The organism is Bradyrhizobium genomosp. I (2014) (genome assembly GCF_000261685.1).
In the GTDB taxonomy this organism is placed as follows: domain Bacteria; phylum Pseudomonadota; class Alphaproteobacteria; order Rhizobiales; family Xanthobacteraceae; genus Bradyrhizobium.
Genome location: NZ_AJQE01000107.1, coordinates 1 through 12823, shown reverse-complemented (window position 1 = coordinate 12823; position 12823 = coordinate 1). Strand labels below are relative to the sequence as shown.

Genomic DNA, 12823 nt, shown 5'->3' with positions numbered 1-12823 from the left:
ACGCGCGATCACACGGCTGCCTGCGGCTCCTGCGCCTCAGGCGCGCAGAACATCGCAATCGCAAGGTCGATCCGCTTGTCCAGCGCACGCCGGTTGGGCCGGAAGCTGTCGTCGGTCAGCAGCCTGAAATGATCGTGGCTGAACACCATGCCGAGCAGCATCTCGGCGACGGAGCGCGGCGGCAGGCCTTCGAGGCGCGGCTCGAGACGAACGGCCTTCAGCATGTCGGCGATGTCGTCCGTGCCATTCTCCAGAATGACCTCCGCGAACATGCGGCCAAGGCCCGGTGAGGCCTGGCGCTCGCCGATGATCAGGCGATGCAGTGCGATCTCGCCGGGGGCCAGCGCCACGTCCGCAATCTTCCGAAGGGCGTGTCGCAGCCGGGCCGATGGTGGCCCCTCGATCGGCGCGTCCGCGAAATGCACCGGCGGCAGGCTGCGCAACAGCATGGCGCGGAACAGCTCGGTCTTGCTCTCGAACAGCTTATAGAGCGTCTTCTTCGACATCCCGGCGGCGCCGGCGACCCGCGGAGTAGATCACAGGCCGGCGACATGCATCGCCCGGCCTGATCCTGGAAGCTGCGACGGCGTCCGCCATCGGGCCGGCGGCGGCGCCGGTGTCAGCTCCTGGAGACCGCGCTCGCGGCCTTGCGGATCACGTCAAGGACCACATCCGGCTTCGACAGCATGGGAACGTGGGACGAGGTGACTTCGGTCACGGTGGCGTTCATGCGCGTCGAGACAGCACGCTGCAGGTCCGGGTGAACCGTCTGGTCCCGGGTCGCGAGGACATACCAGCTCGGCTTGGATCTCCACGCCGTGCCATCGACCTTCTGGTCGAAAAGGTCTGCCACCGGCGCGCCCTGCGTCGCATAGACCAGCTTCTGCTCGGCCTCGGGCAGGTCTCCGGCAAAATGCTTGACGCCGCTTGGCTTCAGCCAGATGCGCCCCTGCGGCGCGTCGAGATGGCTGAACACCTCTGTCGTCGGAAACTTGGCGAGCTGGCTCTGGGAGGTTTCGTCGGCATCGGGCGCGAGCGCTGCGATGTAGACCAGCGCGGCGACCCGCGGATCGGTTCCGGCGTGGGTGATCAGCGTGCCGCCGTAGGAGTGACCGACGAGGACCACTGGCCCGGGAACGCGGCCAAGACATGCCGTCACGGCGGCGACGTCGGTTGCGAGAGAATCGAGGCCGTGCTGGCTCGCCATGACCTCATGTCCTTCGGCCTGCAGCGTCGGGATCAGCTTGCCGAAGCACGATCCGTCAGCCCAGAGGCCGTGTGCGAAAACGATGCCGGGTTTGGTCATGATGGTCTCCGTTAGCTTGAGGCGAGCTGCGTTGCTCGTGGAACGTGAAGCAGGAGAGCTTCACGTCTAACGCGCCATCAATTCAGCCGACAGAGGACGGCAAGGATAATCGGGCGAATGCGAAATCGCACCAGCACAGGTCTGGCGGCCGACAGCCGCCGTCACTTCGTGATCGGTGTCGTCAGCTCGGTATCGGCCGTGTCCACAACGAACACCGCAAGCAGCTTCGCCGGTTCGGTGTCGCTGGCGTTGGAGCTGATGGCGTGGCGATCGCCGGGCTTCTCGAAGAAGTTCTCGCCCTTTTGGTAGACCTTGGCGGGCTCGTCATTGACCTGGCTTCGGATCGCGCCCTCCAGCACCGTGGCGTAGATGAACGCGGAGCGCGCGTGGATGTGGGCCGGCGAGAAGCCGCCGGGACCATACTCGACGAGCACACCCTTCATGCTCTTGCCCGGAACATTTGGCAGTGCGTGGTCGAACACCACGCTCACCTTGGCCGACTTGGCTGCGGGCTGCGCCCCGGCGGCATGAGCCGCCAGACAAACTACGGCGGACGCCGCCGTCGCGATCAACAGTCTGCGCATGGGATGTCCTTCATTGCCGTCGTTGCAGTGACGCTGGAGTCGCGAATGCTCAGGCCGTCGCCAGCCATGCCGCGAGCGGCGTTGTCCCGAGTCTGGCTTCGCCGAGCGGGACCAGCGAGGTGTCTTCGATGGGGGAGCCGTAATATCCGGCCTTGGCGTCACCCACCACCGGGCGGCTGTCGCCGGCCGCCTTCAGGCGCCGCGCGACGAACTCGTTGAAGGGCGCCTTTTCAGGTCCGGCGATATCGATCGTGCCGTTGAGCGGGCGTCCGGTTGCGACCTCCGCGAGGCAAGCGACCACGTCGTCGGATGCGATCGGCTGGAACGCCGCCGACGGCACGACGATCCGCCCCTCCGCGGCACCCGTCTCGGCAATGGCGCCGATGAATTCGAAGAACTGCGTGGCACGAACGATCGAGTAGGGGACTGAAGAAGCTTTGACGATGCGCTCCTGCGCGAGCTTGGCCCGGAAATAGGCGATGTCGGGTGAGCGGTCCGTCCCGACGATCGACAGCGCGACGTGATGCTTGACGCCTGCTGCGGCCTCCGTCGTCGCAAGGTTCTGGCTCGACTGCTGGAAGAAGTTGAGCACGGCGGCCGGCTCCCAGGACGGCGCGTTGGCGACGTCCACCACGACATCCGCGCCGGCCAGCGCGGCCGCGAGGCCTTCGCCGGTGACCGCGTTCACGCCCGTCCGCGGCGAAGCCGCCACGGCATCATGTCCCTGCTGCGTCAGCCTCGCCACGAGCTTGGATCCGATCAACCCGCTGCCGCCGATCACGACGATCTTCATGGCCTGTCTCCCGAGCATTTTCGAATGCGAGCGGGCAAGGAGCCTACGTGCTCGCGTCGATGATGATGATGCGGGGCAGAGTTCTACCCGAGCAATGAGGCGGGCTCTTGCCTGGAACGGGCCTGGCTTGCCAAAAAATGCTCCAGAGATGCTGGGCGGCAGGAATTGGTCAGGGATCATTCCCCTCTGCCGTGCGCCCGGGCCGAACATGGGCGGCCCGGGCTTGCTGTCATTGGCTACAGCGTCATCTGCATCGGCTCGGGATAATAGTGGAATCCCTCGCCGGCCTTGGCGACATGACCGTAGCCGGGCCAGGCGAAGTGGTAGGACATCACGGCCGTCTTGCTGGCCGCGAGCATGGTGAGCAGCTTGACCCGCGAATCGGCGGCCTGTTTCGGGTCGGTGTCGTAGGAGAATTCCATGCGCGGCCGCTCCAGCAGCAGCACCGAATGGTGCGAGAGGTCGCCGAGGAAGGCGAACGACTTGCCGGCCGAGGAGACCATGAAGATGGTGTGGCCGACGGTGTGACCGGGCGCTGCGATCGCCTGCACGCCGGGCAGGAATTCCTCGCCGTCCTTGAAGAACTTGATGCGGTCGCGGACCGGCAGCAGGTTCTTGCGGGCGTGCAGGACGAAGTCCTTGGCGGGGCTGCCCAGCTTGCCTTCGTCGGTCCAGAAGTCGAAATCGGTCTGCGAGATGTAGATCTGCGCGTTCGGGAAGAGCGGCTTGTTGTTGGCGTCCACGATGCCGCCGATATGGTCGATATGCGCGTGCGAGCAGACCACGGCATCGATGTCCTCCGGCTTGATGCCGGCCTCCATCATGCTCTTCTGCTGCCGGCCGGTGGTGGGGCCAAACATCTTGGATGAGCCCATGCCGGTGTCGAACAGGATCAGCTTGTCGCCGGTGTTCACGATCGGCGAGTTCTGCTCGAGCACGACATTTTCGGGCGACAGGAAATTGTCGGCCAGCATCTTCTTGACGTCTTCCTTGGGAACGCCGGTGAACGTGCCGGAGGGATCGCCGAGCGGGAGCGGTCCGTCGGACACGACTGTTACCTCGGCATCACCGAGAACGAAGCGGTGCCAGTAGGGAGTCTGGGTGCCGAGCTTGGGTGCGCGTGCCATCGCACTGCCGCCAAGGAGCGCGCTGGCGCCAAGACCGACGCCAAGGCCGGCACCGAGCGTGAGCAGGGACCGACGTGAGACATCGAGTGTCATTCGTTTCCTCCATTTTCTGATTTGATCCGCACGATGTTTCGCGCGTGATGTTCGGCCCGAGGCCGGCACCAAGATGCTGCGCCGGTTCAGACAAGCTCGCAAGTGGAATTGGTTTGGGAGTGATCGGCGGCTGATCGAAAACAATCAGCGATTGTGTCGTGATTGTGGTCTGTGGTCATGCGACGTGGGATTGCAATCGCCTCAGCGGCCTGACGCTGCGCGTATTCCATGGTGCGAACATTGGGCTATCGCGAGAGCGTTGGAGGAGCCGATGCGATCACATGTGATCCGCAAGGCGAGGCCGCTTGGTCTCGTCTCGGCAAGAGGCCGATGCCGTCGTGCTGCTGCAGCGTGGTGTCTGAAGTGAAGAGGAGGTCTGAAGTGAAGCCGCTCCGGCGCGACCGTCTCGGGCTGGGCGACGATCGCACAATGCTCCTGTTTTGCCTGACGTGTCAAAAATGTTCGGCGAAGGAAAAACTCGAGCGAAAACAACCCTCTGCCTACTGTGCATGGGGTTGTTTTCGCGTTTCTTGATCGGGCAGGCTTGCAGCCCTACGCCCCGCAGACGATCACGCCGTACCAGCCGAGGCCCCGATAGGTCTCGTAACCGGGCGTCGCGTGGAAGGCGACCATTCCGGAGCGATCCTGATAGAAGCCGGAACGCTGGCCGTCCAGCGAGAGCGAGATGCGCTCGCTGAGGATGCCTTGACCGTCGGAGGCCGCGATCACGCGAAAATTCGAGTCGACCAGCAGCACGCGGGCCTTGTCGCTGTCGCCGACGCGCACGCCCTGGACGATGGCGCGGGCCTGCGGCTCCCAGTCGAAATGGATGGCGAGCACGCCGATCGGCGCGCCGTTGGTCTGGCCGCCGGTGCGGACGCTCGCGCAATAGGTCGCGACCTGCGCGTTGCCGAGCAGCGGCTGGTTCTCGACGTCGCCGGCGACATAGTCGTCGCCGGAGCGCAACGACCGCGCCTCGCGAAACCATTTGGTGTGGGCGACGTTCTGGCCGACGACGCGAAAGCGGTCGGCCCGGCCGTTGGCGATGACGTTGCCGTCGAGGTCGCAGAGCCAGAGGTCGAGATAGACGGTGTAGGCTCCGAGGATCACGCCCAGCCGCTGCGCGGCATGGGAGACGGTCGCAGCGCCCGGTGAGGCCGCGCAATCGACCACGGCGGAATCGGTCGCCCACCAGCGCACGTCGCAGGTGCGTTCATAGAGATTGCGATCGATCAGCTCGATGGCGTTGAGCGACAGGTCGACCATCCGCTCGCCGCGGGAGCGCTGGCTCATGCGCTCGATCGAGGCGACGAGATCGCCCGTGCGTTTCGTCAATTGGGTTTCGAGCTCGCGCGCGATCGTCTCGACCTGCTGGCCGACGCCGCGCACCTCCTGCGCCACCACCGCGAAGCCCGCGCCTTGCGCGCCGGCGCGCGAGCTTTCGATCAGCGCGTTCAGCGCCAGCATCTTCATCTGGTTGGTGATCTGCTGGATCGACTTGGTCTTGTCGATCGCGATCTGGTTGACCTCCGCCGTGAGGCGATTGATCAGTGCGGAGATATCGGAATCATCGTCAGCGGGTTCGGCGGCAATCGGCTTGGCCTTCAGACCCAGCGCAGCAGACATCGGGGAGCTTCCCTTGGCAATGAGGCCTGATCTGCAATGAACGGAGTACAACGACTTACAGATCGAATACGATTCTTTTTCGAGGATTCCGCCTAACGCCTGCTTAATTTGCTGTTCGGCCGAATGCCTAAATGATAGTCACTCCGCGCGGTGAGGACGGCTCATCCACCGCTTTGTGCGGCTGGGGCGTTGCAAATCCGGGCCGATTGCCGACCAATCCCAGAAGCCAGTGACCTTGCGTCCGCGTGATCGCCTGGACCTTCGAGTTCCCCGCAACCTCCCTCCCGTCATGACGCCGCCCGCCTCCGCCTTGCCCGTCGAAGCGCCCCAGGCTTTCCTGGGTGTGGCGCGCTCGCTGACCGACAAGCTCTGGCGCGACCGTCTGGACGGGCGCGGGGCGGCGCAGGCGCTCGCCATCGTGCAGCGGTACCAATTGCCGGAACTGCTGGCGCGGGTGCTGGCCGGCCGCGGGGTCGATATCGACGCTGTACCCGACTTTCTCGATCCGACCATCCGAAAGCTGCTGCCGGATCCGTTCACCGTGACGGAGATGGAAGCCGCGGCCAAGCGGATCGCCGATGCGGCGGCGAGGGGCGAGAAGGTCGCGATCTTCGGCGATTACGACGTCGACGGCGCGACCTCGGCGGCGCTGCTCGCCTGGCACCTGCGTCATTGCGGACTCGATCCGCTGATCCACATTCCCGACCGGATATTCGAAGGCTACGGCCCCAACGTCGAGGCCGTTCGTGGGCTGGCGGCAAAGGGCGCGACGCTGCTCGTCACCGTCGATTGCGGCACCACCAGCATCGAGCCGCTCGCCGAGGCCAAACGCCTCGGCATGTCCGTTGTCGTGATCGATCATCATCAGGCCGGCGATGTGCTGCCGGAGGTTGACGCACTGGTCAATCCGAACCGGCTCGACGATCTCTCCGGCCTCGGCCATCTCGCCGCCGTCGGCCTCGTGCTCGTGACGCTGGTCGCCGTCAACCGCGAGCTGCGCCAGCGCGGCTTCTGGAGCGCAGAGATGCCGGAGCCCGATCTGCTCGGCATGCTGCATCACGTCGCGCTCGGCACGGTCGCCGATGTGGCGCCGCTGATCGGGCTCAACCGCGCCTTCGTGGCCAAGGGCCTGATCGCGATGCGGCGGCGCGACCATGTCGGTCACACCGCGCTGATGGACGTCGCGCGGCTCAACGGCCCGCCGGAGGCCTGGCATCTGGGCTTCATGCTGGGACCGCGCGTCAATGCCGGCGGCCGCATCGGCCGCGCCGATCTCGGCGTGCGGCTGCTGCTCGAAGGCGACAGCGTCGAGGCGGCGCGGATCGCCGCGGAGCTCGACCGCCTCAACAGCGAACGCCGTGTCATCGAGCAGGCGGCCGAAGCCCAGGCTGAAGCCGAGGCACTGGCCTCGATCGGGCTGGAGGACAAGCTCGCCGTGATCGTCACGGCCTCGGAAGGCTGGCATCCCGGCGTGGTCGGCCTCGTCGCCTCCCGCCTGAAGGAGAAGTTCTCGCGGCCTGCCTTTGCCATTGCGCTCGAGCCCGGCGGCATCGGCACCGGCTCGGGCCGATCGATCGCCGGCGTCGATCTCGGCAAGGCCGTGCGGCAGGCGGTCGCCGACGGCATCCTGCTCAAGGGCGGCGGCCACGCGATGGCCGCCGGCGTCACGCTGCGGAAAGAGAAGCTCGCCGAATTCCGCGCCTATCTCGAAAATGCGCTGGCACGCGACGTCGCGGAGGCGCGCCACGTCAACGAGCTCTATATCGACGGCGCGGTCTCCGCACGTGCGGTGACGCCGGAGCTTGCGACGACGCTCAACCGCGCCGGTCCCTTCGGCAGCGGCAATCCGGAGCCCATGCTGGCACTGCCGGCGCACCAGCTCGTGTTTGCCGACGAAGTCGGTCAGGCGCATCTGCGCCTGCGCTTCAAGTCGGGCGACGGCGCCATCGTCAACGGCATCGCGTTCCGTTCGGTCGGCCAGAAGCTCGGTAACGCGCTGCTCGCCAATCGCGGCCAGCAGTTGCATGTGGCGGGCTCGCTCTCGGTCGATCGCTACCAGGGCGCCGAGCGCGTGCAGTTTCGCGTCGTCGACGTCGCGCTACCGGACCAGGGGCCATCCGTGATTAGATAGCGCATGATCCGGACCCGAAGGGCCGCGCTAGCGCAAAGTGCGAAGCGGTTTTCCGAAAAGATCATGCGCAAAAGATAAATAGCCGCAAACAACAAAAAAGAAAGGGAGTGAACATGGCAGGGCAGGTTGAGGGCAAGGTCGCGCTGGTCACAGGCGGCGCGTCCGGCATCGGCGAAGCCATCGTCGAGCTGTTCGCGCGCGAAGGCGCCTCGGTCGTCATCACCGATATCGACGAGCTGCGCGGCCCGGAGCTCGCCGGGCGCGTCACCAAGGCCGGCGGCAAGGCGATCTTCCTGGAGCAGGACGTCACCAGCGAGGAGCGCTGGGTGGAGATTGCAGCCGACATCGCGAAGCGCTACGGCCGGCTCGATATCATGGTCTCAAACGCCGGCATCGGCATCGCCGTGCCCTCAATCGTCGACATGACGCTCGCTGACTGGCGCAAGCAGAATGCGATCAATCTCGACGGCGTGTTTCTCTCGGTGAAGCATTGCCTGCCCTTGATGCGCAAGACCGGCGGCGGCTCGATTGTCATGATGTCCTCGCTGGCGGGCCTGCGCGGCTCGCCCGGGTTGTCGGCCTATTCGGCGACCAAGGGCGGCGTGCGGCTGTTCGCCAAATCGATCGCGATGGAGTGTGCGGCGGCGGGCGACGGCATCCGCGTCAACTCGGTTCACCCGGGCATCATCGATACCCCGATCTGGGGCAAGATCCCGACGGGGGCAACCGACGCCGGTCAGAACGCCCCGATCGATCCGGAGGAGCGCGCCCGTGTCATCACGCCGCTTGGCCGTGCCGGCCAGGCCGCGGAGATCGCCTCCGGCGTGCTGTATCTCGCCTCCGATGCCTCGCGCTATGTCACCGGCAGCGAGCTCGTCATCGACGGCGGCATGAACGCGGGCGGCGTGCCGCGGCGGGCCTGAGCGGTGCAGGGCAGGGTGGCGGTCGCAGGGGCTGACGCGCAGGCGCAGTCCCTGTACAACGCGAGACAGCTCCCGACCGACAGAGGTGTCCTTTGCCATGGCGCACAGCCTTCACGCTTCCTCACCCGCGCCCGCTCCATTCCGCTCCAACCGGCCGGACCTCGCGACCGACGCGATCCGCACCGCGCGCGAGGATCTCGCCGCATGCTTCCGCGTGGCGGCGCGCAACGGCTTCGAGGAAGGCATCTGCAACCACTTCTCGGCCGTCGTGCCCGGCCATGATGATCTGTTCCTCGTCAATCCCTATGGTTACGCCTTCCGCGAGCTGACTGCGTCCAAGCTCCTGATCTGCGACTTCCACGGCAACGTGCTCGACGGCGAGGGCGTGCCTGAGGCGACCGCCTTCTACATCCATGCCGAGATGCACAAGCGCCTGCCGCGTGCCAAGGTCGCCTTCCACACCCACATGCCCTACGCCACGGCGCTGTCGATGACCGAGGGCGATCCCCTGATCTGGGCCGGCCAGACCGCGCTGAAATTCTATGGCCGCACCGCCGTGGATCGCGACTACAACGGCCTCGCGCTCGACAGCCGCGAGGGCGCGCGGATCGCCTCCGCCGTCGGCGATGCCGACATCGTCTTCATGAAGCATCACGGCGTGATGGTGCTGGCGCCGACCATTGCGGAAGCCTGGGACGATCTCTATTACCTCGAACGCGCCGCCGAGGTGCAGGTGCTGGCGATGTCGACGGGACGAAAGGTGCTGCCGGTCGATCCCGCGATTGCGGCCGCGACCTACAGGCAGATGCGCGAGGGCGATTCCGAATCCGCGCGGCTGCATCTTGCCGCCATCCGCCGCCAACTCGACGCGGAGGAGCCGCAGTATCGGCATTGACCACTTGTGTCATTCCGGGGCGAGGCGGAGCCTCGAACCCGGAATCCGGAGATGTGGCGCGATATTCCGGGTTCTCGCTGCGCGAGCCCCGGAATGACGGTACCTACGACCCCTGCCGCAGCTTGGCCAGCACCTTCAGCCCGCCATAGCCATCCGCCGGCGTGATGCCGGCGCGCTGCTGAAAATCCTTGATCGCCTTCATCGTGTCGTTGCCGACGCGGCCATCGGTGCCGCCGGTATCGAAGCCGGCCTTGGTCAGGCGCGTCTGCATCTCCTGCACCTCGGCGAGCGTCAGCGCGCGCTCCGAGCCGGGGAAGGGCTGGATGAAGGGTGGTGCGCCCAGGCAGCGGTCGCCGAGATGGCAGATCGCCAGCGCGTAGTTCATGGAAGGGTTATAGCTCTTCACCGAATAGAAATTCGGTCCCAGCAGGAATGTCGGCCCGCCCGCGACAGGCGTCCACATCTGCGCGGATGCGTTTGGCTGCGGAAACGGCTGGCCGTCGGCGCGGGTGACGCCGGCTGCCTGCCAGGCCGCATAGGTGCGGCTTCCGCCCATGTTGCCGGGCGTGCGCACCTCGTAGCCCCAATGCTCGCCGCGATGCCACTTGCCGCGGTTGACGAGATATTTTGCCGTCGAGCCCAGCGCGTCATCGGGCTTGCCGAACGGCGATACCTTGCCGTCGCCGTCATAGTCGATGCCGACATTGAGCCAGACTTCCGGCATCCATTGCGAATGCCCCATCGCGCCGGCCCAGGATCCGCGCATTTGCTCGGGCGTGCTCCAGCCCTTGTCGACGATCCGCAGCGCGTTGATCAGTTCGGTCTCCCAATAGGCCTTGCGGCGCGGCTCGTTCCAGGCGAGCGCGGCCAGCGAGGGAAACACCGGCCTCATGTGGTTCTGCTGCACCAAGGGATCGCCATAGGCGGACTCGACGCCCCACAGCGCCAGCAGCGTGCCGCGCTCTACGCCGAAATCGCGCTCGATGCGGGCGAACAATGCCTCGTTGTTCTTCAGCGCGATCTTGCCGTTGATGATGCGCCAGTCCGAGACGCGGCGATTGATGTATTGCCAGACCTGTTCGTGGAATTCGGGCTGGTTGCGCATCTGCTTGAACACGCTCATGTCCGGCTCGACCCGTCCCATCGCGCGCTGCCAGGTCGCTGCTGAAATACCCTTCGCCATCGCGCGTGCGCGAAAGCTCTCGCGCCATTCGTCGAAGCCCGAAGGCGCGGCGAGAGCGCGTGTCGGGACGGCGAGCAAGGCGGCTGCACCGAACGCCGATTGGAGCAGGGCGCGGCGCGTGTGACGGGGCGAGGAATCAGCGTGCTTCATGGGCGCATTCTAGCCGGAAACATGGCCCGTGTGAGTCGGTTCCTGGAACATCTGCAGGCCCGATCCACGCGTCGTTTGTCGGAACAAACTGTCGCAGTCCTGCATTCCCCCACACGAGAATGAGGAGGAGAAGATGAAGAAATTTCTGCTTGCTGCCGCCATTGCCACCGCCGTTGCGGCGCCTGCGTTTGCCGATGAAGTCGGCGTCCATGTCGGCCCGGTCGGCGCCGGCGTGACGGTTGGCCAGTCCCACGAATATCGTGAGCGGGACCGCGACCACACCACCGTCATCAGGGAACGCGAGCCCGCCGATCGTACCACGGTGATCAAGAAGGAAGATGAATTCGGCAATCGCAGCAAGACCGTCATTCATCACGACAATGACTGACGGAACCGGGCCCCGGCTTGATGCCGGGGCCCTTCGTCGCAGGATCGGCAGATCGAATCGGGGTGGAATGAAGATACGCGCACATGCGGAAAGCCATGTCGTCGAACTCGACGACGGATCGCAATGGCAGATTTTCCCCGGCGACCTCGCGACCACGCTGAGCTGGAAGCCCGAAACCGATTTGCGTCTCGAGCCGAGCGGTGACCGGATGAGTTCGCACGTGCTGGTGAATACCGCCGATCAAAGCCGCGTGCGGGTGATCGCAACGGACAAGACCTGGCCCGATGGCGAGGTCAAGAATGCGTTGAAAGGCGGGTAGGGCGCGCTGCGGCAGCAGAAGCTGCAATCAACGACTGCGAATGTCGGCGGCCTAAGCCTCCTTCAGGTCGGCCGCGATTCCGGCAAGCCAACGCCGGATGGTTGTTTCCGCCTTTGAATCCAAATCACGAGCGAGGCGCTTCTCCAATTCGAGCACACGGTGCCGGCACGCCTTCAACAGCGTCGCGCCGCGCGGCGTCAGCGTCCATTGCTGGATGCGGCCGTGGACCGGATGAGGTGTCATCGCAATCGCGCCGTCGCGTTCGAGGTTGCGGATGATGACGCCGACGGTCTGTGGCGTCAGGAAGGTGAGGCGGGCGACATCGGCGCCCGACAGGCCCGGATAGGCGTTCAGCATGGTCAGTACCGCGAACTGCGGCGGCGTCACGCCGAGATCGGCGAGAGTCCGCTCCATCGTCAGGCGAACCGCGGCGTGGGCCTGTCGCAGCAGATAGCCGAGATAGCCTTGCTCGCCCCGCTTGCCTTCCCCGGGAGCGGGAACATGCACGGCGCCGTCTTCGACCGGCCTTCGTCCCGATTGCGATCTCGTGACGTCATTGATCTTGCGTGACATATAAGAGCTCTTATACGATATACGCACTCTTATAACAAGACGAGGTGAACGGCAATGTCACACGCCCGCAGCGAATACGAGGATTTCAAGAAGATCGCGCCCGATGCCTATGATCTGGTGCTGGCGCTGGGCCAGCTTGCGGCCAAGGCCGGGCTCGACAAGCAGCTTCTGGAACTCGTCAAGCTGCGCTCGTCGCAGATCAACGGCTGCGCCTTCTGCGTGCAGCATCACGTCCTGCTGTCGGAACGGATTGGCGTTCCCGTCGACAAGCTCCATCTGGTCGCGGTCTGGCGCGAGGCGCCGATCTTTTCGCCGCGCGAGCGTGCTGCGCTGGCCTGGGCCGAGGCGCTGACCTGTCTGCCCGACGGGGTCAGCGAGGAGGTCTACGCGGAAGCGTCCGGCGAATTCTCCGAGACGGAACTGACGTACCTGACCTCGGCGGTCGCCTCGATCAATGTCTGGAATCGTTTCGGTGCAGCGTTCCGCTGGACGCCTGCAAGGCGGCCGGTCGCAGCGGCCGCCGCTGCATCCTGATGGCGACAGGGGGAGATCACGATGACAGCAATGAGCCTTCCTGCCGTGCCGCGCCCGATGCCGTCACGCTCGACGGCGCTCGCCGCCGTCGCAGGGCTTGCCTGCGCGCTTGCGATCGGCAAGGCGCTGCCGGTGACGATGGACACCGTCTCAGGCGTGCTGGCCCCGCTTTGCGCCACGGCGGCGGAGGGGTCGCCG

14 protein-coding genes and 2 pseudogenes are annotated in these 12823 nt (G+C 65.6%); 7 read left to right on the top strand and 9 right to left on the bottom strand.

Going from position 1 to position 12823, the window contains the following annotated elements; all coding sequences use genetic code 11:
- Positions 1 to 8: 8 nt before the first annotated feature.
- From IC50_RS10340 to IC50_RS10315, 7 genes and pseudogenes are all read right to left on the bottom strand, one after another.
- A complete protein-coding gene (locus IC50_RS10340; protein WP_277996248.1) occupies positions 9 to 449 on the bottom strand; it encodes a TetR/AcrR family transcriptional regulator C-terminal domain-containing protein in 441 nt (146 codons plus the stop codon).
- A gap of 9 nt (positions 450 to 458) precedes the next feature.
- Positions 459 to 524 (bottom strand): annotated as a pseudogene (locus IC50_RS43680) (TetR family transcriptional regulator); the annotation flags it as partial.
- A gap of 95 nt (positions 525 to 619) precedes the next feature.
- On the bottom strand, positions 620 to 1306 hold the full coding sequence (locus IC50_RS10335) for an alpha/beta fold hydrolase (RefSeq protein WP_035703673.1): 687 nt from the start codon (positions 1304 to 1306) through the stop codon (positions 620 to 622).
- A 161-nt stretch (positions 1307 to 1467) separates the two neighbouring features.
- Positions 1468 to 1890, bottom strand: coding sequence for a cupin domain-containing protein (locus IC50_RS10330; protein ID WP_035703672.1), 423 nt, complete (start codon positions 1888 to 1890; stop codon positions 1468 to 1470).
- 49 nt (positions 1891 to 1939) lie between these two features.
- Entirely contained in the window at positions 1940 to 2683 is a 744-nt protein-coding gene (locus tag IC50_RS10325; protein WP_035703670.1) for an SDR family oxidoreductase, read from the bottom strand.
- Positions 2684 to 2919: 236 nt separating this feature from the next.
- Positions 2920 to 3903, bottom strand: a complete 984-nt coding sequence (locus IC50_RS10320) for an MBL fold metallo-hydrolase (protein WP_035703669.1) — start codon at positions 3901 to 3903, stop codon at positions 2920 to 2922.
- Between the two features lie 552 nt (positions 3904 to 4455).
- Entirely contained in the window at positions 4456 to 5529 is a 1074-nt protein-coding gene (locus IC50_RS10315) for a methyl-accepting chemotaxis protein (protein WP_035703667.1), read from the bottom strand.
- Positions 5530 to 5818: 289 nt separating this feature from the next.
- Here IC50_RS10315 and recJ point away from each other — a divergent pair, with 289 nt between their 5' ends.
- From recJ to IC50_RS10300, 3 genes are all read left to right on the top strand, one after another.
- Complete coding sequence (recJ, locus tag IC50_RS10310) at positions 5819 to 7660, top strand: single-stranded-DNA-specific exonuclease RecJ (RefSeq protein ID WP_035703665.1); 1842 nt, start codon at positions 5819 to 5821, stop codon at positions 7658 to 7660.
- A 113-nt stretch (positions 7661 to 7773) separates the two neighbouring features.
- Entirely contained in the window at positions 7774 to 8583 is an 810-nt protein-coding gene (locus IC50_RS10305) for an SDR family NAD(P)-dependent oxidoreductase (RefSeq protein WP_035703664.1), read from the top strand.
- Between the two features lie 97 nt (positions 8584 to 8680).
- Complete coding sequence (locus tag IC50_RS10300) at positions 8681 to 9478, top strand: aldolase (RefSeq protein ID WP_035703663.1); 798 nt, start codon at positions 8681 to 8683, stop codon at positions 9476 to 9478.
- 103 nt (positions 9479 to 9581) lie between these two features.
- Here IC50_RS10300 and IC50_RS10295 read toward each other — a convergent pair whose 3' ends face one another.
- Positions 9582 to 10811: a lytic murein transglycosylase gene (locus IC50_RS10295; protein ID WP_035703661.1), complete on the bottom strand. Its 1230-nt coding sequence runs from the start codon at positions 10809 to 10811 to the stop codon at positions 9582 to 9584.
- Positions 10812 to 10944: 133 nt separating this feature from the next.
- Between IC50_RS10295 and IC50_RS10290 the strand changes: the two genes are divergently transcribed.
- Positions 10945 to 11199, top strand: a complete 255-nt coding sequence (locus tag IC50_RS10290; protein WP_035703659.1) for a hypothetical protein — start codon at positions 10945 to 10947, stop codon at positions 11197 to 11199.
- On the top strand, positions 11192 to 11518 hold the full coding sequence (locus IC50_RS10285; RefSeq protein WP_244429563.1) for a hypothetical protein: 327 nt from the start codon (positions 11192 to 11194) through the stop codon (positions 11516 to 11518). The genes IC50_RS10290 and IC50_RS10285 overlap by 8 nt, the downstream gene beginning before the upstream one ends.
- 51 nt (positions 11519 to 11569) lie before the next feature.
- On the opposite strand, the gene IC50_RS10280 is transcribed toward IC50_RS10285, so the two are convergent.
- Positions 11570 to 12091, bottom strand: coding sequence for a MarR family winged helix-turn-helix transcriptional regulator (locus tag IC50_RS10280; RefSeq protein WP_035703656.1), 522 nt, complete (start codon positions 12089 to 12091; stop codon positions 11570 to 11572).
- 54 nt (positions 12092 to 12145) lie between these two features.
- Between IC50_RS10280 and IC50_RS10275 the strand changes: the two genes are divergently transcribed.
- The gene (locus tag IC50_RS10275; RefSeq protein ID WP_035703653.1) at positions 12146 to 12625 is read left to right on the top strand and encodes a carboxymuconolactone decarboxylase family protein; all 480 of its coding nucleotides are present in this window, start codon (positions 12146 to 12148) and stop codon (positions 12623 to 12625) included.
- Between the two features lie 21 nt (positions 12626 to 12646).
- A pseudogene (locus IC50_RS44015) lies at positions 12647 to 12823 on the top strand (cupin domain-containing protein); the annotation flags it as partial.